Consider the following 17,883-nt stretch of genomic DNA (forward strand, 5'->3'; position numbering starts at 1 on the left):
GACGCCACGTTCCCCCTCCGTCGGTCGGCAGCGCAACACCGCAGGTGGCATACTCGATGCCTGCTCCTTGCGAGCGTGACCAATTTTAACGACTCACGAGGAGGCCTGGTGCACGGCGAGGATGCCGGCCGAGGCTCGGCCGCAAAGGGACGGTCGCCGGCAACCGCCTACATCAACCGCATTGCCACGGCCGTGCCGCCGCATGACGTGCACTCCTCTTTTGTCCGCTTCGCGAGCACGCTGTTCAGCGACGAGCGCAGCCGCGTGCTGTTCGGGCGGATGGCGGACAAGGCGCAGATTTCACACCGGTTCTCCGTGCTGGCCCCGAGCGTCGAGGTGGGCGGCGCCTCGATCGACGCGGGGCGGTTCTACCTGCGCGGCAGCTTCCCGACGACCGCGGACCGCATGCGTTTGTACGAGAAGCACGCGCCGGAGCTCGCCGCGCAGGCCGTCTCCGGACTCGACCTCGGGAGCACGGCGCGCCGGATCACCCATGTCATCGTGACGTCGTGCACCGGCTTTTCCGCGCCGGGCATCGACCTCGATCTCGTCGAGCGCTTCGGCCTCGATCCATCGGTCGAGCGCACGATGATCGGCTTCATGGGGTGTTATGCGGCGATCAACGCGCTGAAGCTCGCGCGGCATATCGTGCGGTCGGCGCCCGAGGCGCGCGTGCTCGTGGTGAACGTCGAGCTGTGCACGCTGCACCTGCAGGAGGCCATCGCCATGGATCAGGTGCTGTCGTTCCTCCTGTTCGGCGATGGCTGCGCCGCGGCCGTGGTCAGCGCCGAGCCTACAGGGCTCGCGCTCGACCGGCTCCACGCCGTCGTGGTGCCCGGGACGCGCGAGCTCATCACGTGGAACATCCGCGACCTCGGCTTCGAGATGTTCCTGTCCGGCCGCGTGCCGGGCGCGATCGACCGGGGGCTCAAGGCCGCCGCGGGTGCGATCCTCGACGGCGCCGCGCCGGGCGAGATCGACCTCTGGGCGGTGCACCCCGGCGGGCGGTCGGTGCTCGACGCGGTCGAGCACGCGCTCGAGCTCGGGCCGGTCGCGCTCGCGGCGTCGCGCGACGTGCTCGCGCGCTTCGGCAACATGTCCTCGGCGACCCTCATGTTCGTGCTCCAGTCGATCGTCGCTCACGCGCGGCCGGGCATGCGCGGATGCGCCATGTCGTTCGGTCCGGGTTTGACCGCCGAGACGATGCTGTTCCATACGGCCTAGACCGATGAGCGCCCTCGACTTCTCGCGTCGATCCACGCTCGACGAGCTGATGGATACCCAGGCCGTGGGCTTCGAGGAATTCCGCGCTTGCCTCGTCGATCTGGCGCAGGTCAACCGGCTGACGCTCGCTTACCGGCCGACGTTTGCGTTCCTCGAGCGCCTCGTCGCGCGCGGCCTGCGCGGTCTGCCCGAGAACCGGCCGCTGGAGGTGATCGACGTCGGCAGCGGCCACGGCGACATGCTGCGGCGGATCGACGCGTGGGCCAGAGAGCGCGGCATCGCCGTCTCGCTCACCGGCGTCGACCTCAACCCGTGGTCGCGGCGGTCGGCCGCCGAGGCGACTCCGCCGGGCCGCCCGATCACCTGGGTCACCGCCGACGCCTTCGCGTACGAGCCGCCCGGCGGCATCGATGTCGTGTTGAGCTCGCTCTTCACGCATCATCTCCCCGATCCGGGGGTCGTCCGTTTCCTCGCCTGGATGGAGGCAAAGGCGCGGCTCGGCTGGTTCGTCAACGATCTGCACCGCCACCCGCTGCCGTATCATTTCTTCCGCCACCTCTCGCGCCTCGCGGGCTGGCACCGCTTCGTGCAGCACGATGGCCCTGTGTCGATCGCCCGCGCCTTCTCGGCGAGCGACTGGCGGCGTCTCATCGCCGAGGCCGGGCTCGATCCGCGCGCCGTCGAGGTTCGATGGTGGATGCCGTTCCGGCTCACCGTCGGGAGGCTCAAGGTTCCGTGAACGACGCTGTCGTCGTCGGAGGAGGCCTGGCCGGGGCGGCGGTCGCGCTGCTCCTCTCGCAGGCGGGGCGCGAGGTCGCGCTGATCGAGCGCGAGGCCAGCCCGGCGGACAAGGTCTGCGGCGAGTTCCTGTCGCGCGAGGCCGCGCTCTACCTTGCCTCGTTCGGGCTCGATCTGCGGGCGCTCGGCGCGGTGCCTATCGAGGCCGTGCGCCTGGTCGAGCGCGATCGGGTCGCGGCCGCCGCGCTGCCGTTCTCCGCGCTCAGCCTGTCGCGCCGCGTGCTCGACGAGGCGCTGCTCGCGCGCGCCGCGGCGGCGGGCGCGTCGATCCGGCGGGGCGTCCGGGTCCAGGCGCTCACGCGGGCGGGCGCGGGCTGGGGCGCGCGGCTCGAGGACGGCAGCGCGATCGAGGCGCGCGCCGCGTTCCTCGCGACCGGCAAGCACGACGTCCGGGGCCTGAGGCGGCCTTCCGGGCTGCAGGACGATCTCGTCGCCTTCAAGCTGCACTGGCGGCTGTCGCCGCGGCAGGCGGCGGAGCTCGACAGGCACGTGGAGCTCGTGCTGTTCGAAGGCGGTTATGCCGGTCTGCAGCCGGTCGAGGGGGGCCGGGCGAACCTCTGTCTCCTCGTCCGCAAGAGCCGCTTCGCCGCGCTCGGGCGGCGCTGGGACCGCCTCCTTCGCGCGATGCGCGAGGGGTCGCCGCACCTCGACGCGCGGCTCGCGGGCGCGGAGCCGTGCCGGGAGCGGCCGCTCGCGCTCTCGGCGATCCCGTACGGCCATGTCCAGCGCCGCGCGGACGGGAGTTGGCGCCTCGGCGATCAGGCGGCGGTCATCCCCTCCTTCTCTGGAGACGGCATGTCGATCGCGCTGCACAGCGCGCGGCTCGCGGCCACGGCGTACCTCGAAGGGGCGAGCGCGGAGGCGTTCCAGCGCCGGCTCTCGCGCGACGTGCTCGCGCAGGTGCTGCTCGCGACCGGCCTCTCTCACGGCCTCGTGCGGCGGCCCGGCCAGGCGGCGCTCGGCGCGGCGGCGCGCCTCTGCCCGGCCCTCATGGCGGCCGTGGCCGGGTGCACGCGCGTGTCCGAGGCGGCGCTCGTGCGCGGAGGGCTGCCGGTCGCCGCGTTGCAGGGCGGGCTCGGGCCGCTCTGCGCGACACGCTAGGAAGCCGGTCTCGATCGCGCTGCGCACCAGGCGGCGACGTCGGGGTCGGGCGCGAGTGACATGAGCGCTCCGCGAGCAGTGCATTCGATCAATCGACGCTGCGCGGGGAGCGCGCACGCTGCGAAGCGCATGCAGGCCGGCTCGCGGAGCAGGGCAAAGCCGATCACGCGCGGCGGTGGACAGCGGCTGCGCGGCGGCTTAGGGGAAGATATGGAGAAGAGGAAGAGCGAGCGCGCGAGATGGCTGTGGGCGGCGTGGGCGCTCACGGCGGGCGGGTGTGCCACGTTGGCGGGGCTGGAGGACAGCTATCGTGTGCCGGAAGGAGGTAGTGGTGGGAGCGGGACCGGCGGGGCGGCGGGCGGCGGAACCGGCGGGGAGGGGGGCGGCACGACCGGCAGCGGCGCGGGCGGCGGGACCGGCAGCGGCGCGGGCGGCGGGACCGGCGGGGAGGGGGGCGGCGGGACCGGCAGCGGCGCGGGCGCCGGCGGGCGCGGGGGAGACGGAGGCGGCGCAGCGTGCACGCCGGGCGGGACGGAGTGCGATGGGCAGGCATGCGTGGAGGGGACGTGCGTCGGGGAGTGCCGCCCGGAGGTCGTTCGCTGCTGGGGGAACCGGCCGCAGCGGTGCGATGTGCGCGGGCAGTGGGAGGACGCGGCGCCGTGCCAAGAGGCAGCGCCCCTTTGCAGCAGAGGGACGTGCAGGACGACACCGCCGAGCTGTGTCGGGATGGCGACGACGTGCGGGCCAGCGGGCGACGAGGACTGCTGCGCGAGCGAGGCGGTGCCTGGTGGCACCTTCAACCGGGACAACAATCCGGCGTATCGAGCGACGGTGAGCGGGTTCTCGCTGGATCGGTTCGAGGTGACGGTGGGGCGTTTCCGGAGGTTCGTGGAGGCGTATCCCGGGAGCCGTCCTGTGGCGGGAGAGGGGGTGCACCCGCTTATCGAGGGGACCGGCTGGGATGCGGGTTGGGACAGCAATCTGCCTGCAGATGCGACGGCGTTGAAGGCCGCCGTCGCGGGGTGCAAGTCGTCCGACCAGACCTGGACGGATGAGCCCGGCGGGAACGAGCACCTGCCGATGAACTGCCTGAGCTGGTACGAGGCGTTCGCGTTCTGCGCGTGGGATGGGGGCCGGCTGCCGACAGAGGCGGAGTGGAACTACGCGGCGGCCGGAGGGATCGAGCAGCGGCTGTACCCGTGGTCGACGCCGGCAAGCTCGACGCTGCCCGATCCGAGCCATGCGGTGTATCACTGCACTGGGGACGGGTCAGCGCCCGGCGATTGTAAGCCCGGCGATATCCAGCCGGCCGGGTCGCGGTCGCCGGCGGGAGATGGGAAGTGGGGGCAGGCGGACCTGAGCGGAAACCTGTGGGAGTGGGTACTGGACTCGCACGCACCTTATCCCAACCCATGCGATGATTGTGCCAGTTTGGCCGACGCCTCGACCCGTGCGGTCCGGGGCGGGGGCTATTTCGATGAGGCGACGTTCCTGCCCTCTTGGAGCCGCATCCGCGGGTACCCGTCCGAACGCCACTACGTAGTCGGGGCCCGGTGCGTGAAGACGCGGTAGCGATCGCCTCCTCCACGCCTGCCTTGACAGCGAGCATGGCGGCTCGCTGGCGGAGGCGCCCGCGCCGCCTGGCTCCTTGACGCCGCCCGGCCGGCGCGAGAGCCTCCCGCCGTGTCGGTCATACTTGCGGAGGGGACCGTCTTCGCGCGCCGCTACCGCGTCGTGCGACTCATCGCCGCCGGCGGAATGGGGGCCGTCCACGAGGTGATTCACCTCGAGACCGATCGCCACCGGGCGCTCAAGGTCATGCACCCGCACCTCTTCCAGAGCGAGGAGATGCGCGAGCGCTTCAAGCGCGAGGCGCGCATCACGGCGAAGGTCGAGAGCGAGTACATCGTCGACGTCTTCGACGCGGGCGTCGACGAGGCGACCGGGATGCCGTTCCTGGTCATGGAGCTGCTCCGCGGCGAAGAGCTCGGTGAGCGCCTCACGCGCGCCGGTCGCCTGCCGCCCGCCGAGGTGATGACCTACGTCTACCAGACGGCGCTGGCCCTCGAGCGCACGCACGCCGCGTCCATCGTGCACCGCGACCTCAAGCCCGCGAACCTCTTCCTGACGCAGCGGGAGGACGGCTCGGTCCGCGTGAAGATCCTCGACTTCGGCATCGCCAAGCTCGTCGCCGACGGCGCGACAAGGGCCGGCGCCACCGGCAGCATCGGCACGCCGATCTACATGGCTCCCGAGCAGTTCCACGGCGATACGAAGCTCACCGCCGCCGCGGACATCTTTGCGCTCGGCATGATCGCCTACACGCTGCTCGTGGGCACCCCGTACTGGACGCCGGAGGCGAGCAGCGCCGACGGCGTGTTCGCGTTCGCGATGGTGGCCGCCCGCGGCCCGCAGGAGCCGGCGGTGCAGCGGGCGCGCTCGCAAGGCGTTGTGTTGCCGCCGGGCTTCGACGCGTGGTTCGCCCGCGCCACGGCGCCCGATCCGGCGGCCCGGTTCGGCCGGGCCATGGAGGCGGTGCAGGCCCTCGGCGAGGTGCTCGGCGTTCCGGCGGCCGGGAACCGGGGGACCTTCCCGAGCGCGCCGTCCTCGCCGGGTGTCTACCCCGCCACCACCGTGCCGATGCCTCCCATCGCCGCCCTGATGACGACCGAGCCTGCGCCGGCGAGGAGCCCGGGCCAGGAGCCTGACGCGCGCTCCTCCGGCCTGGGGCTCGCGGGGACGTCGACCGGCGCCGCGGTGGCCGCCGCGCCGGCACGACCGCAACGACCCGGCCGCGGGCCGCTCACCGTGCTGGGGCTCGGCGTGCTGGGGCTCGGCGTGCTGGGCGCCGGGCTCGCGCTGCGCGCCGGCCGCGGGGACGAGCCGGCGGCGGCGACGGACGCCGCCTCCGCGAGCGCGAACGCGGCAGCGCCTGAGCCAGGACGGGCGACGCCGGAAAAGAAGGCATCAGCAGCGCCGACCCCCGCCACGCCGGCATCCAGCGCTGCCGCGCCGGACCCGAGCGCCGCCGTGCCGGCGTCGAGCGCCACGGCACCGGCGCCGCCCTCCGCGGCGGCGGCACCGAGCGCCGCTGCCCCGCGTGTGCCGCCTCCGGCGGTTGTGCCGGCCTCCACGACCCCCGCTCCCACCGCGCTCCGCCCGAAGGCGCCGACCGGAGCCAGGCCATCTCCGAGCGACAAGAAGCAGCCCCCGTCGAAGCCGGCATCGACTTCCCCCTACGGGCGGTATTGACCTGCATCTCCGCCCGCACCTCTAGGTCTCCTTACCTGCCGAGTGTCAGAGCATGTCCCGTTGGTTCCGCCGCTCAACGCATCTCCTCGCCGTCATCGGCCTGCTCTCCCTCTCTGTTCCCGCGACGGCGCAGGACATCTCCGCAGCGGCGCGGGACATCGCGGCCGCCGAGGAGCTCTTCAATCGAGGGCTGGCCGACATGCAGGCAGGCCGCTACGAGACGGGCTGCGGGGCCCTGGCCGAGAGCGAGCGCCTCGATCCTCAGCCAGGCACGCTCTTCACGCTGGCGGCGTGCGAGGCCGACTGGGGCCGCATCGCCACCGCGGTGACGCGCTTCGGGGAGTACCTCGCGCTGTTCGAGCGGATGACGCCCGCGCAGGGGGCCCGTCAGGGCGAGCGGCCGAAGCTCGCCAGACGGCGGCGCGACCAGCTGTCGCCGCGCGTCCCGCGGCTCGCGCTCTCGCTGCCGCCGGGAGCACCGGCCGGGACCGTGGTGAGGCGCGACGGCCTCGTGCTTGGCGAGGCCGCGCTCGGCATTCCCTTGCCCGTGGACCCGGGAGAGCATGTGCTGTCGATCGAGGCCCCGGGAGGGCCCGCCCGGGAACGACGCATCACGATCGCCGAGGGCGAGACAAGGAAGCTGACGCTGGAGCTGAACGGAACGCCGGCTCCCGGCGCCCCCGCGCCGCCGACGGCCGCCCCGCCGCCGGCCGCGCCCCGAGCCGCGCCGGCGCCTGCCATGGCCAGGATCGCGCCGGCGCCTGCCCCGGTCGGGCCGGACGTGCCGGCGGCCCCGGCAGCCCGCCGGACGGCCGTCTACGTGGCGGGCGGGCTCGGGGCGGCGGGGCTCGTGCTCGGCGGCGTCATGGGCGCGCTCGTGTTCGGCGAGAAAGGTGTGATCGCCGAGCACTGTGGCAGCAAAATCGGGTTCAAGGACCCGGGCGACTGCGACGCGGCAGGGGTCGACGCCGGGAACAGCGCGATCACGATGGCCCAGGTCAGCACCGTCGCCTTCGGGGTGGGGCTGGCCGGGCTCGGGGCGGCGGCGGTGCTGTACTTGACCGAGCCGAAGCACACCGGCGCGGCGTCCAGCGGGCGCCGGACGTGGGTCAGCGCAGGGGTGCTGGAGGCAGGGCCGGCGGGGGCAGTCCTCGGCGCGAGAGGGGGCTTCTGACGCTGGCCGCAGCGCCTCCGCGGCGGGATCGAGGAAGATCCTCCGCCGTTCAGCCTGCTTTCGGGCGGACCGGCTACTGTCCTTGAGCATGGGAACCGCCGAGCCCCACCCCCCCAGCCGCCGGCTCAGGCTCGTCTCCAGCCAGGGCGCCGGGGGCGAGCCCTCGCCCGCGCCCGCCAGCGACGAGGAGATCCTGCTCGCCTTCCAGCGCGGGGAACGAGGGATCGGCCTGCGGCTCTACGAGCACCTGCTGCCGGCCGTCGACCGGACCCTGTACCGGATCCTGGGTTGCCGCGAGCAGGACCACGCCGACCTCGTGCAGGGCGCGTTCGAGCAGATCGTGAGCACACTTACCAAACAGCGGTTCGCGGGGGAGTGCAGCCTGGCGGGCTGGGCGTCCGTCATCGCCTGCCACGTCGGGCTGAGCGCGCTGCGCGCCCGCCGGCGCGAGCGGAAGGTCATCGATCGCACGCCGGGGTCGCCGGAGCCTGGCGCCGGGCCCGAGCCGCCCTCGCAGGGCGCCGATCCCGAGCGCGAGGTGAGCGCGCAGCGCGATCTCGAGGCCCTGCGCCGGCACCTCGCCGCGATGGACGGCGACCGCGCGACCGCGCTGCTGCTCCACGCCATGGGCTATTCTCTCAAGGAAATCGCTGACTTGACCGGTGTTTCCGTGGCCGCGGCCCAGTCGCGGCTGTCGCGGGGGCGGCGGGAGCTCCAGGCGCGCTTTGAACCCGAGGCGGCGGCGCGACGCGACCCCGCTGGACCCGAGGAGCCACGATGAAGCAGGACGACGTTGACACCACCCCGGAGGATCGCGCCGCGGCGGCTGGCGTGGACGGCGTGGAGGCCTCGCTGCGGGCGCTGGTCGAGCAGCCGGTGCCGCCGCTGCCCAGGATCCAGGCGAGGTACCTCCAGCAGCGGATCGCCGGCCGCATCGACCAGCTCGTCGCCGACGCGGCGGAGCAGCGCGCCCGCGCCGCCCGGCGGAAGCGGGCCGCCCTGGGCGCGGCGGCGCTGGCGGCCGCCCTGACCGCGGCGGCCGCCGGCGTCTTCGTCGTGGTCCGGCCGCGCGACGCCCCGCCCGCCGCGGCGCAGGTGACGGCGCTCCAGGGCTCGGTCGAGATCGCGGCCGGGGGCGCGACCCGCTCGCCGCCGTCGCTCGCCCTCGTGCCGCTCGCGAGCGACGAGGAGCTCCGGACCGGCGAGGGCGCGCGGGCGAAGGCGTCGCTCGCGACGGGCGCCACCGTCGAGGTCGGGCCCTCGACGCGCGTGAGGTTCGCGCCGGTGGGCGCCGGGCGCGACCGCGCAGGTGACGTCGTCGCCCTCGAGCAGGGCAGGATCGCCGTCGACGTCCCGCCGCTCCCGGCAGGCACGAGCCTGTCGGTGCGCACGTCGGACGCCGTGGTCACGGTGCACGGGACGCGCTTCTCCGTCGAGCGGCGGCCCGATACCGCGGGAGAGCCGGCCGAGACGCGCGTGTCGGTCGTGGAAGGGCGGGTCGCCGTGCACCGCGGCGAGGTCGAGCGCTTCCTGAGCCCAGGCGAGACGTGGTCGTCCCGCGACGAGCAGCGCCGGTCGGACCGGGCCGCCGAGGGACGCCCGGGCGACGCGCCGGCGCCGCCTCGCGACCCCGGACAGGACAGCGCCGCCGGCGAGGGCGGCAGGGGCGACGGGGCAGGCGAGGGCGGCGCGGGGGAGCCGCGCGCGCCGCGCGACGCGCGCCAGGCCCCGTCGCGCGCCTCGCTCACGGCCGAGAACGAGCTGCTCCAGGGCGCGATGGCGGCGCGGCGGCGCGGGCAGCCGAGGCGGGCGATCGAGCGGCTCGATCTCCTCCTCGGCCGCTACCCGGACTCGCCGCTGGCCGAGATCGCCCGCGTGGAACGCCTGCGCGCGATCGAGATGCTCGGCGACAAGGACCGGACGGCGGCCGAGGCGCGCCGGTACCTCAAGGACTACCCGCAGGGCTTCGGGCGCGAGGAGGCCACGTCCTCCTCCCGCCCCGGCGGCGCTCGCCCCTGAGCGCCCGCGCGCGGGGCGGTGTCGATTTTTGACGAAACCCTGCCTGCTCCCGGCGCCTCCGGCGACCTTCACTTCATCGAGGAGATCATCGCGCCGGCGATCGGGTTCGCCGGCTGCGCTCCAGGTCGTGCTTTCTTTCCAATTGGGAGGATCCCGATGCGTTCATTCGCGTTGACAGGGTGGTTCTGTGGTGGGCTGTTGTCGCTCGCGGCCTTCGGCGCGGGCTGTTCCCTATCGGGCACAGGAGACGCGGACGGCCGCATCATCTCCGGGGAAGACTGCGTCCCTTCGGACGGCGAGGGCAGCGCGCCGGCGCCGAGCTTCCCGGGATCCGGCATGTCGGGCGCCGGCGATTCCATCACCGCGGACCTCGATCCGCTGTCGTGCGGCGCGAGCGCGCGGGGCGTCCCCGTGGACGGGACCGCCCAGGTCGACTGTTATTACACGAACAACAACCCGACGACCCCGATTGCCTTCGTCGAGCGGGTCGTCGAGATCGCCGAGAGCGAGGAGCTCGTGCACGTGCGGCTGACGCTCAACCCCGCGTTCGTCGACAACACGTATGGCGAGACGGCCATCGGGTGGGGCGACGGCGAGGAGCCCGGCGGCGCGCAGCCTGGCGGCCCGAAGCCCGGTGACGCGCCGAAGCCCGGTGACGCGCCGAAGCCGAAGGGGCACGGGGGCCACACGTTCAAGGATCTCGTGGGCAGCGACAAGGCCCAGTTCCAGCTGACGAACGGGGAGGGAGAGCTCGTGCTCGACTTCTACGTCGACTACATCTCGGTCGACGAGGCGAGCCCCTCCGGTTATGCGTCGCTCGGCGTGGTCGGCGGAGAGGGCAAGATGCTCCTCGGAGACGCCGGCGCCGTCGTCGCGGCGACCACCTCGCTCGACCGCGATCTCAACGCGTGCGGGTACGGCGCGTACCTTGAAGACTCCCCGGAGACGGACGAGAACTACACCCCCAATTCGGAGACGCCGAACTGGGATTACCGCGTTGTCTACGACGTGTGGGTGAGCGCCTCGGCGTTCGGCGCGGCGGGCTTCGGCGACGCGACCATCAGCTACGTGCACGCCTCTCCGAGCAAGTACCCGTCGGACACGGTCACCGTGACGCGGGGGCCGTGCGACACGACGTGTGAGGGAGACGACCCGCCCGCCGGCGGCGGGGGCAGCGATGCAGGTGAGGATCCGGGTGGAGGCGAGGAATGCAAGGAGTCGGGTGCGGCGTGCAAGGCCAACACGGATTGCTGCTCGGACAGCGACGTCTGCGATAGCGGGGTGTGCAAGCCGATCTTTATCCCGCAGTGAGCCGGTGATGTCCCTGGCGCCGGCGCGCCGGCGCCAGGGAGGTGCTGACGAGCGAGGCCATGGTCCTCGGTTCCGCCCGCCGGAGGGGAGCCCGCAGCACGAGAGGCTCGGGCTGCTCCCGTGACGGGTTGAGGCGTGAGGCGCTCCAGGTCAGCGCGCGGCCAGCGCGAGCAGGCAGGCGCGCAGCTCCTCGGCGCACTCGGGGCACAGGTCGAGGTGCTGCGCGGCCTTGCGCAGCGCCTCCGGCACCGGCGCGCCCTCCGCGACGAGCTCGGCGTAGCGCGGCGCGTGTTCCAGCCATTCGTCGCAGGTCAGCTCGTCGGGCTTCGTCGCGAGGACGGCCGAGGCCAGATCGCGGATCTCTTCCTGGGACAGGCGCTTCATGGCGCTCCTCTCGGGGGCATCCCTTCCTGGGAGGGGAGTTCGAACGCTTCTCTCACGTCGTCCTCGCTGAAGCCGCCCGCGGCGAGGCCTTGTCGCAGCTTGCGGCGAGCGTCGTGGGTCAACTTGTACAGGGCATTCCGGTTCATCCCGAGCTGCGCGGCGACCTCGGTCTGGGGCATGCCCTTGAGCTCGGCGATCAACGCCCGGCGCTGCCGCTCGGTCAGCTCGGTATCGAGCACCTGGTACAGGGCGGCGATCATCCGTTCCCTGGCCACATGGGCGTTCGCGTCGGGCGTCGCGGCAGCGCTCGGCTCGCCCGCGCTCTCGGTGAGCTGATCCAGCGACACGTCCTTCCAGCGAGCTCGCCGCAGGTCGGTGAGCGCCACGCGGATCGAGATGGTGATCGCCCACGTGGTGAAGCGGCTGGCGCCGCGGAAGGAATCGAGCGTGGCGAGCACCTTCAGCGTGGCGTCCTGGGTCAGGTCGTCGATCTGGGCGTCCCCCACGCCGGCGCGTCCAGCCAGCGCCCGCTGCAGGCCTCCCCGCACGACGTGTCGCAGATCGGCGATGGCGGCGCTCGCCTGCGCGCCAGGTTCGCGGAGGAGCCGCAACCACTCCTCGTTCTCCCGCTCGTTCATCCGGCCGCCTCGAGAAGGTTCTCCCTCCGGAGGTAAGAGCCGGAGCCCCCGTGGCGTCTCAGGGACGGAGACGGGGCCGCCGACGAGGCAGCCCCGAGCGACCGAATCCACGAGGGAGAGGCCACCATGTCGACCACCGATCGTACCGTCCAGCTCGCCGACATCCAGGTTACGAACCGCACCGAGCCCAGCCTAGCCGAGTGGGGCGTCCGGATCGAGGCCGTCGGCGGCCGCCTGCTCCGCGCGGGTCTGGCGCTCACGCTGCTGTGGATCGGGGGCATGAAGTTCACGGGGATCGAGGCGCAGGCGATCCGCCCGTTCATCGAGAACAGCCCGCTGTTCTCGTGGACGTATCCTGTGCTGGGTGTCCAGGGGATGTCCAACCTGCTCGGCGTCACGGAGATCGCGATCGGGCTCGCGATCCTGTCCCGGCCGTGGTTCGCCCGGATCGCGGCCGCCGGCAGCCTGCTGGGTGTGCTCACGTTCCTGAGCACGCTGAGCTTCCTGATCACGACGCCCGGGGTGTGGGCGGATGAGCTCGGCGGGTTCCCCGCGATCGGCGCGCTCGGTCAGTTCCTGATCAAGGACGTGGCCTTGCTGGCGATCTCGGTCTGGTCCCTCGGGGAGGCGCTGCGCGCTGCAGGTCGCGAGGCGTAGGGCTCGATCCCCCCGAGTTGTTCGGGGAGATTCACAGGGAGGCGGGGAGACGGGGAGTAAAATCCCATCAATCTCCCCGTCTCCCCGCCTCCCTGTTCAATTTTTCTCTGACAATGTGACCTGGTGGCCCCCCGGCGCCGTGGCCGCCGCGCTCGCGGAGGACGCTACTTGCCCAGCAGGGCGTTCATCACCCTGTTGTAGGTCTCCTTCTTCCCGTACTGGTCGTTGAAGAGCAGCGACTGCGAGCTTTGCCCGTTGCACAGCGCCCCGCTCCAGCTGTTGAGCCACGACCTGCCGTCGTTGATCCCCCAGAAGGTGACGGCGGTGCACTTGGGCTCCTTGAAGCAGACCGCGACGATGTCGTGGTAGTACGTGAGCTGCTCCTCCGCCGTGACCACGCCGCCGCAGCGGTTGATGTCCATCTCGGAGATCAGCACCTCCAGGCCCAGGTCGGTGAAGCGCTTAAAGTTCGCCGCCACATCCGCGCCAGTGGCCTCGTTGTTCGGCGGACCGATGTGCATCTGGAACCCGACGCCATCGATCGGGACCCCCCGATCGACCATGCCCTTGATCATGTTGTAGACGAACTCGACCTTGTCGTTGCGCGCGTCGATGCTGTAATCGTTGTAATAGAGCTTGGCCTTCGGATCCTGCTCTCTCGCGATCCGGAAGGCGAGGTCGATGTAGTCCGCCCCGATCTGGTTGTAGAACACCGTGGGCCTCATGCGAGGATTGCCGACCCCGGTGTCGCTGTCGGTCTGGACGGCCTCGTTGACGACGTCCCAGTGGTCGAGCCGGTCCTTGAAGTGCCCCATCACCTGGACGATGTGCCTGCGCATGGCAGCCTCGACGTTGGCCTTCCCGGTCATCGAGCTCATCCAGCCAGGCAGCTGGCTGTGCCACACCAGGGTGTGGCCCTTGACCTTCATGTTGTTCTGGCGCGCCCAGTTCACGATGTTGTCCGCGGAGCCCCAGCTGAAATTCCCCGCGCTGGGCTCGAGCGCGTCCCACTTCATCTCGTTCTCCGCCGTCACGTAGTTGTGCTCGGCGGCGGCGACGCGCTTGTAGTCGTTGTTACCGAGACCACCGCCGGAGATGGCCGCTCCGATCAGCAGCGGGGGGTTCGCCTTCTCACCGGCCTCCCTCAGCGTGCTGGCGCTCGCCGCGGGGACTCTGGCGCTGGCGCCGCCGCCCGTACCATCGCTGCCGCCCGTGCCCTCGCCGCCGGCGCCGCCGCCGGTTGTCGCGCCGCCGCCGGTGCCGCTCGTCGCGCCGTTGCTGGCGCTCGTCGTGTCGCCGCTGCCGGTCGTCGCGCCGCTGCTGGCGCTCGTCGTCTCGCCGGTGCCGGTCGTCGCGCCGCTGGGGGTGCCGCTCGTCGTGCCGCCGCTGGTGGCGCCGGTCGCGCCGCCGCTGCCGCTCGTCTCGTCTCCATTGCCCTCACCGCTGTCCGAGCAGCCGGCTGCACACAGGAACGCCGAGAGGAGAAGTGTAAAGGGTGCTGATCTCATGCTCGCATGCTCCAAAGTAAAATGTATTTACTAACTCACGCGACCTGGTGCCTTGATCATCCGCGGGTCCACGGTCGCGCGCGGGCGGCACCCGAGGTGGTGCCGAACCGGCAGTATATCGGGCCGCTGTCTCCCAAGCATACAGCTTCACGAGGCGGACCCGAAGGATAAGGGGCTCCGGAAGGGAATTCCAGAGCCGTTCCAGAATTTTGACATGGGGATAATGTGCGCCCGAGACCGAGTCGGTAGGGCGCCCCACACGCGGCTCGCCGTGCTCCTGGGGTGCACCTGCTGCTGGGGCGCACCTGCTCCCCGGAACGAGCAGGAGGTCGCCGCAGACCTCGACGATCGCGCGGCGAAACGTCCTCTGGCGCCGGCGTTCAGAGGCAGCGGGGAGAGGGGAACGTGATCTTCACATTCCGGATCTCCTGGCGCGCGGTGGCGTCTCCCGTGCCCGCGGCGAAGCCATAAAAGAACTTCGAACCGACAGGGAAACGGCGGATCTCGAACCCCTGGATCAGCCGCACGCCGTCGATGCTCACGCTCACCACGCCCTCGTCGAGCTCGATCTGCGCCGTATGGAACGCGGCGTCGCCGAGCGCGATGCTGCTCGCTGCCTGGGATACCGAGCCGAGGACGCCATCGCTGCAAGGCTCCGCGAGATTGTCCACGGCCACGTGGTTCCTGTAGGCATCTGTGCAATTGAGGTTGTAGTAGGTGTCGAGCTCGACGCCGTAGCCGGCGAGCCGGGCCATACCAAGGCCGCCGCCGGGCTCACCCACGGCCGTCTCTCCTGTCGTCTGGAGCATGAACCCCATGCCGTCGCCCTCGCCGAGGCGGAACTCGAACGTTGCGGTGAAGGCGTCGGCGGCGATGGGATTCCGGTAGATGATGGTGCCGGCCTGCCCGTGCCTGTCCTCGGTCAGCACGCCAGCCAGTGTGTCGGCATCCCAGAAGGCGTCTCCATTGAAGGACCACCCCTCCGGCGGCGAGGCCATGTCCGCTGCGAGGCTCACGCCGCAGGCGGTTCCAGCGGGGCACGCGTGCTCGTCGGTCTGCCCATCACAATCGTTGTCGGCGAAGTCGCACGCGCCCTCGTGCACCGGCACGACCTCGCCGGTGCACGGACCCCAGGCATTGCCGGAGCAGACCTGAACGCCAGCCTTGCATGCCCCGACGCCCTGGGTGCCCGAAGGGCCCGAGTAGCAGCTCCGTGCTTCCCCCTCCGCGCAAAGGCAGCCTTCATCGACGATCCGATCGCAGTCGTTGTCGAGGCCGTCGCACACCTCCGGCGCCGGGACGCACCCCGGGCCAGGCTCGTCCGGGCCTGGCGCTTCCGGGCCTGGCGCTTCCGGGCCTGGCTCGTCGGGGCCGGGCTCCAGGAGGATGTCGCTCCGGCCGCCGCACATGGACACGGCGGCGGCGAGCGCCGGGAGCAGGAAGAGGGCCTTTGCGCGCGCTCGCCGGCCTGCGCCTGCCGCCGCGTGTGAAGCGCGGAGTGGCTGTGAAGATTGCATGTGCTCTCGATCCTCGGCGCGGCCACGGAGCGCGTGGATGATGCAACACCCGCGCGCCAGCACGCCTGCGCGGCAGCCTACCAGATCGAGGCGAGCGCACCTCCAGGAACCCGGGGGTGAAGGTCGGGATCTTGCCGAACACGGCGCGGCCGCGCCCTCTCCCGGCGTCCGACCGGCGTGCACCTCGACGAGCGGTGCCGGTCCATGGCATGGATGGGCCTCATGGCCGAGCGCTCCATCTCGATCCCGATCGTCGATAGCAGCCCTGTCTCGGGCGTGATCCACGTCCCGAGGACGCGGGCGAAGCGCTCCGGCGTGGCCGTCGTCCTTGGCCACGGCGCCGGCAACGACATGAACGCGCCGCTCGTCATCGACGTCGCCGGGCGGCTTCTGGCGCGCGGGCACACCGTGCTCCGCTTCAATTTCGTCTACAAGGAGCTCGGCCGGAAGGCGCCCGATCGGCAGCCGCTCCTCGAGAAGGCGTTCGAGGCGGCGATCGAGAGGGTGCTCGAGGACGGGCCGGAGCGCCTCGTGATCGGCGGCAAATCGATGGGCGGGCGGATCGCGTCGCTCCTCGCGGCCCGCGGCGTCCGCGCGGACGGGCTGCTGTTCCTCGGCTATCCGCTCCACCCCGCGGGCAAGCGCTCCCCGCTCCGGGACGCGCACCTGCCCGCGATCCCCGCGCCGCTCCTGTTCCTTCAGGGCACGCGCGACCCGCTGTGTGATCTCGCGCTCCTCCGGCCTGTCCTGAAGCGCCTCGGGCAGCGGGCCAGCCTGCACGTCATCGAGGGCGGCGACCACTCGCTCGATCTCCTCAAGTCCGCGGGGCGGACCAGGGAGAGCGTGCTCGAGGAGATCGACCTGGCGATCGACGGTTGGCTGAAGGCGCGGGTCCTCGCCGCGCGCCCGAAGGCGCCGTGACGGCGAGGGCCCGTCGCACGGCGCGCCGGCCACGACCACGTAAACGTTCGGATGCAGGAGAACGCGGCCAGAAGCGTGGTGAACGCCTATGGTGGCCGCGCCGTGGGCTCAAGAGGACGCTCCACGCCGTGTGATCGGGCCGTCCGCGACGAGCGGCGCGCTCGATGAGCCGCCGTCGTCGCGCGCGCGGCGCGGCGTCAATTGATGATCGCCGGGTCCTCGATCGTGAAGCACTCGACCGACGACGCCGCGTACTTGATCGCGTTGTACCAGAACTGCGAGATCTGGAAGACCTGCGCCGCGGATCTCTCGTAGCAGGGGCTGTTCGGGTCCGTGTACATCTGCGGATTGAGGCACGCGGCCGTCCCGCGCCACTGGCCCGAGTAGGTCACCCACTCGTCGCCGAACGCGACGACATGGCCCTTGCCGATCTCCTCGTGCACCGCGAAGTTGTTCCTGCCATCGGTGCTGTCGACGGTCGCGGTCGTCGATTTGATCGAGCGCGCGATGTAGGCGCCCACGCTCTGGATGTTCCTGCCGAGCGGCGTGTCCTGGTTCCAGGTGCCCACGGCTACGGGGAGATCGCCTCCGAGCGGCAGCGAGCCGCCCCAGCAGTTGCAGTTCGCGCAGCCGCTCTGCGCAGGGTCGATCAGACCGTCGGCATTGAACTGGATGTCGGTGAACGAGAGGAGCTGGTTGGTCGCCGTGATGTCGTGGATGGTGCATCCCTGTCCATTGCACTGATAACCGCTCAGCGCGATGAGGCCGCCGCCGTTGTTGACCCAGTCCTTGAGCGCGTTCACCTCGTCCGGCGAGAACTGCCACGGTTCCCCGTCGTCGTTCTGGGCGCCCTTCGTCACCATCCACTGGAGGAGGATCACGTCGTACTTGGCGAGAAACTCCGCCGTGAGCGTGGGCTTCTCCCGGTTGTAGTTGTCGACCTGGGCCGTGCTCTGCGTGTTGAGCCAATCCTGGAGCGCCGTGGTGCTGTCGCTGCTGCACGGGCCCCAGACGCCTTCGCGGCCGATCGACGCGATGTTGATGCAGGTGCAGTTGCCGGCGTCGTCGCAGGTCGTCTGGTGACCGGCGTCGGGCGGCGGGTCGCCGCCCGGCCCCGTGCTCGTCAGCCCGATCTCGCCGCCGATATCGTCGCCGGTGCTGGTGCTGATGACGCTGCTGACGCTGCCGGCGCCGCCGCCGCCCTGGGCGACCGCGCCATTCCCCGTGGTGTTGCCGTTGCCGCCCGATGAACAGGCGATGACGGGCAGCCAGAGCGCTGCGAGCACAGCGCAGCAACGCGTCGCGAAATGAAGTCTTGTCATGATCCCTGAGACTACCACTCCCCGCGCCTGGCCGGAGAGCCAAAATGGGGGAGGCTC

At 71.7% G+C, this 17,883-nt stretch carries 16 protein-coding genes; 11 read left to right on the forward strand and 5 right to left on the reverse strand.

Features of this window, described 5'->3' with window-relative positions; genetic code table 11:
- Positions 1 to 108 precede the first annotated feature (108 nt).
- The 9 genes from WME95_RS12230 to WME95_RS12270 all read left to right on the forward strand — a co-directional run bounded on the left by WME95_RS12230 (position 109) and on the right by WME95_RS12270 (position 10,879).
- Positions 109 to 1,224, forward strand: coding sequence for a type III polyketide synthase (locus WME95_RS12230; RefSeq protein ID WP_437908551.1), 1,116 nt, complete (start codon positions 109 to 111; stop codon positions 1,222 to 1,224).
- A gap of 4 nt (positions 1,225 to 1,228) precedes the next feature.
- Positions 1,229 to 1,963, forward strand: a complete 735-nt coding sequence (locus WME95_RS12235; protein ID WP_437908552.1) for a methyltransferase domain-containing protein — start codon at positions 1,229 to 1,231, stop codon at positions 1,961 to 1,963.
- Positions 1,960 to 3,123 (forward strand): NAD(P)/FAD-dependent oxidoreductase, encoded by a 1,164-nt coding sequence (locus WME95_RS12240; protein ID WP_437908553.1) that lies wholly within the window; start codon positions 1,960 to 1,962, stop codon positions 3,121 to 3,123. Before WME95_RS12235 ends, WME95_RS12240 begins: the two co-directional genes overlap by 4 nt.
- 210 nt (positions 3,124 to 3,333) lie before the next feature.
- Positions 3,334 to 4,695, forward strand: coding sequence for a formylglycine-generating enzyme family protein (locus tag WME95_RS12245; protein ID WP_437908554.1), 1,362 nt, complete (start codon positions 3,334 to 3,336; stop codon positions 4,693 to 4,695).
- A gap of 111 nt (positions 4,696 to 4,806) precedes the next feature.
- Positions 4,807 to 6,375, forward strand: coding sequence for a serine/threonine-protein kinase (locus WME95_RS12250; protein WP_437908555.1), 1,569 nt, complete (start codon positions 4,807 to 4,809; stop codon positions 6,373 to 6,375).
- 52 nt (positions 6,376 to 6,427) lie between these two features.
- Positions 6,428 to 7,549: a hypothetical protein gene (locus WME95_RS12255; protein ID WP_437908556.1), complete on the forward strand. Its 1,122-nt coding sequence runs from the start codon at positions 6,428 to 6,430 to the stop codon at positions 7,547 to 7,549.
- A gap of 88 nt (positions 7,550 to 7,637) precedes the next feature.
- The gene (locus WME95_RS12260) at positions 7,638 to 8,330 is read left to right on the forward strand and encodes an RNA polymerase sigma factor (protein ID WP_437908557.1); all 693 of its coding nucleotides are present in this window, start codon (positions 7,638 to 7,640) and stop codon (positions 8,328 to 8,330) included.
- Complete coding sequence (locus WME95_RS12265) at positions 8,327 to 9,568, forward strand: FecR domain-containing protein (RefSeq protein ID WP_437908558.1); 1,242 nt, start codon at positions 8,327 to 8,329, stop codon at positions 9,566 to 9,568. Before WME95_RS12260 ends, WME95_RS12265 begins: the two co-directional genes overlap by 4 nt.
- Before the next feature lie 156 nt (positions 9,569 to 9,724).
- Positions 9,725 to 10,879: a hypothetical protein gene (locus WME95_RS12270; protein WP_437908559.1), complete on the forward strand. Its 1,155-nt coding sequence runs from the start codon at positions 9,725 to 9,727 to the stop codon at positions 10,877 to 10,879.
- A gap of 150 nt (positions 10,880 to 11,029) precedes the next feature.
- Here the strand turns inward: WME95_RS12270 and WME95_RS12275 are convergent, their stop codons facing one another.
- Both WME95_RS12275 and WME95_RS12280 read right to left on the reverse strand, forming a co-directional pair.
- Complete coding sequence (locus WME95_RS12275) at positions 11,030 to 11,263, reverse strand: hypothetical protein (protein WP_437908560.1); 234 nt, start codon at positions 11,261 to 11,263, stop codon at positions 11,030 to 11,032.
- Entirely contained in the window at positions 11,260 to 11,901 is a 642-nt protein-coding gene (locus WME95_RS12280; RefSeq protein ID WP_437908561.1) for a sigma-70 family RNA polymerase sigma factor, read from the reverse strand. Before WME95_RS12280 ends, WME95_RS12275 begins: the two co-directional genes overlap by 4 nt.
- Before the next feature lie 126 nt (positions 11,902 to 12,027).
- Between WME95_RS12280 and WME95_RS12285 the strand changes: the two genes are divergently transcribed.
- Entirely contained in the window at positions 12,028 to 12,558 is a 531-nt protein-coding gene (locus WME95_RS12285; RefSeq protein ID WP_437908562.1) for a YkgB family protein, read from the forward strand.
- Positions 12,559 to 12,722: 164 nt separating this feature from the next.
- Here WME95_RS12285 and WME95_RS12290 read toward each other — a convergent pair whose 3' ends face one another.
- The gene (locus WME95_RS12290) at positions 12,723 to 14,066 is read right to left on the reverse strand and encodes an endo-1,4-beta-xylanase (RefSeq protein ID WP_437908563.1); all 1,344 of its coding nucleotides are present in this window, start codon (positions 14,064 to 14,066) and stop codon (positions 12,723 to 12,725) included.
- Between the two features lie 380 nt (positions 14,067 to 14,446).
- Entirely contained in the window at positions 14,447 to 15,583 is a 1,137-nt protein-coding gene (locus tag WME95_RS12295; RefSeq protein WP_437908564.1) for an L-type lectin-domain containing protein, read from the reverse strand.
- Between the two features lie 222 nt (positions 15,584 to 15,805).
- On the opposite strand from WME95_RS12295, the gene WME95_RS12300 reads away from it, so the two are divergent.
- Positions 15,806 to 16,504, forward strand: coding sequence for an alpha/beta hydrolase family protein (locus tag WME95_RS12300; RefSeq protein WP_437908565.1), 699 nt, complete (start codon positions 15,806 to 15,808; stop codon positions 16,502 to 16,504).
- A gap of 197 nt (positions 16,505 to 16,701) precedes the next feature.
- Here the strand turns inward: WME95_RS12300 and WME95_RS12305 are convergent, their stop codons facing one another.
- Entirely contained in the window at positions 16,702 to 17,826 is a 1,125-nt protein-coding gene (locus WME95_RS12305) for a hypothetical protein (RefSeq protein ID WP_437908566.1), read from the reverse strand.
- Between the last annotated feature and the right edge of the window lie 57 nt (positions 17,827 to 17,883).

It is taken from the genome of Sorangium sp. So ce327, assembly GCF_051530205.1.
GTDB lineage: Bacteria > Myxococcota_A > Polyangia > Polyangiales > Polyangiaceae > Sorangium > Sorangium cellulosum_B.